Source organism: Methylobacterium isbiliense (assembly GCF_022179325.1).
Lineage (GTDB): Bacteria > Pseudomonadota > Alphaproteobacteria > Rhizobiales > Beijerinckiaceae > Methylobacterium > Methylobacterium isbiliense.
The window spans coordinates 1-1,693 of sequence record NZ_BPQQ01000160.1; the positions used below are offsets into that span (position 1 = coordinate 1).

Consider the following 1,693-nt stretch of genomic DNA (forward strand, 5'->3'; position numbering starts at 1 on the left):
CTCATGACTAAGGGGAAAAATGATGGACCAGCAAAGCGCCTATGAGATCGTGTCCGAAGGCGTCCGCAAGCGCCTGGAACGCGCCTTCTGGGAAGTTGACGATGTAGTGGTAGCCCTGGCGCCAGACGCCCCGCCGGAGGTCATGGATGCATGGACCGCGCTCCACAAGGCCATGACGCCCGAGTTCATCGCGCGGCGCGATCGTCTCCGCGGCAAGCCCTAGCTGTGGCTTTGCTTCAGTCCCGGCCAGGAATGTAGCTGACGCCTCCACATTTTAATCCGGTTCTGGCAGCGTGCCCCCGTTGAGGGGCCGCATGTCCGAGAAGAAGATCACCAACGCGCTCTACCTGCCGGACTGGACGGTTGAGGACGTGAAGAAGCCGGACCGCAATAGCTACCGGGTGGAGGCGAGCTACGATCTCGCGCCCGACCACTGCCCGAAGTGCGGCTCCATCCGGCAGCCCTACAAACACGGTCCCGTGGCTGTGGACTATACGGATGCGCCTGTCCACGGCCGCCTCACCACTGTGCGCGTGACGGTCCAGAGGTATCGATGCCGAGACTGCGGCAAGACCTTCAACCAGCCTCTGCCGGACATGGACCCGAAGCGGCTCATGACGCGGCGCTGCGTGGAGTACATCGAGGCGCAGGGGCTCGTTTCGACCTATGCCCGCGTGGCACGCGACATCGGTGTGGACGAGAAGACCATCCGGGATATCTGCAACGCCAAGATCGAGGAGTTGCTGTCGGCTCACAGGCCGACAGCCCCGGTGGTGCTCGGCATAGACGAACTGACGCTCGACGGTGGTCATCGCCGGTCGATCTTCACGGATGTGGGCTCGCGCCGCATCCTCGACCTGATCGAGACGATGAACCGACCGCAGGTGGAGCGGTGGCTGTCGCTGCTCCCTCGCCGGGAGCGCATCCAACTCGTCACGATGGACCTCTGGGACCCGTACCGGCAGGCAGTGCGCGTGTTGCTGCCAGGGGCGAAGGTGATCGCGGACCGCTGGCACGTCCAGCGGATCATGAACAAGAAACTCGACGCGATCCGCAACCGCATCCGGCGGACGAAGACCGGCAAGGGCCGTCGCAATCCCTGGCGGGCGCGACGGCTGCTGCAATCCAGTCGCCACAACTTGAGCCCGCAACGCGCTTTCGTCCTCGATGGAATGCTGAAGAACGATCCGCTCCTCCAGATCGCGTGGCAGACCAAGGAGGACTTCTACGACATCTGGCACGGCGAGCCGTCGAGGCAGGACGCCGAGATCCGCTTCGACAAGTGGCGCGGCGCGCTCGCCCCGGAGTTCCGCGAGGACTTCGAGGGTCTGGCGAAGACGATCCTGGAGTGGCGCGAGGAGGTGTTCGCCTTCTTCGATCACCCGTTCACGAACGCCTACACCGAAGCCATGAACGGGCTCGTCAAGATCGCGAACCGGGCGGGCCGCGGCTACCGCTTCGAGGCTATCAGAGCACGCGCTATCAGCATGACCTCCTTCGACGTCCCGCGCTACGCCGTCTGCGAGGAGTGCTTGGGCCTCTGGCCGGTGAAGCCAACGGGTTCCGGTCGGGACAGCATCCAGCTTGTTTCGGCCGTCACGAACCAGCGGACCGTCTGCAATCACTGCCTTCAGATCCACATTCAGAGGTGGTTCGGCGGCCATGGCGCTTCCACACTCAAATCCGGATAGCC

2 protein-coding genes are annotated in these 1,693 nt (G+C 63.9%); both read left to right on the forward strand.

Annotated elements, in window-relative coordinates; translation table 11 throughout:
- Nucleotides 1–22: 22 nt before the first annotated feature.
- Nucleotides 23–223, forward strand: coding sequence for a hypothetical protein (locus MFF61_RS33715; protein ID WP_238242217.1), 201 nt, complete (start codon nucleotides 23–25; stop codon nucleotides 221–223).
- A gap of 91 nt (nucleotides 224–314) precedes the next feature.
- Entirely contained in the window at nucleotides 315–1,691 is a 1,377-nt protein-coding gene (locus MFF61_RS33720; protein ID WP_238242218.1) for an ISL3 family transposase, read from the forward strand.
- Nucleotides 1,692–1,693 lie beyond the last annotated feature (2 nt).

Bases quoted from the DNA above. Each gene is read 5' to 3' on its own strand.
- MFF61_RS33720 (WP_238242218.1), top strand. From the start codon at position 315: ATGTCCGAGAAGAAGATCACCAACGCGCTCTACCTGCCGGACTGGACG.
- MFF61_RS33715 (WP_238242217.1), top strand. From the start codon at position 23: ATGGACCAGCAAAGCGCCTATGAGATCGTGTCCGAAGGCGTCCGCAAG.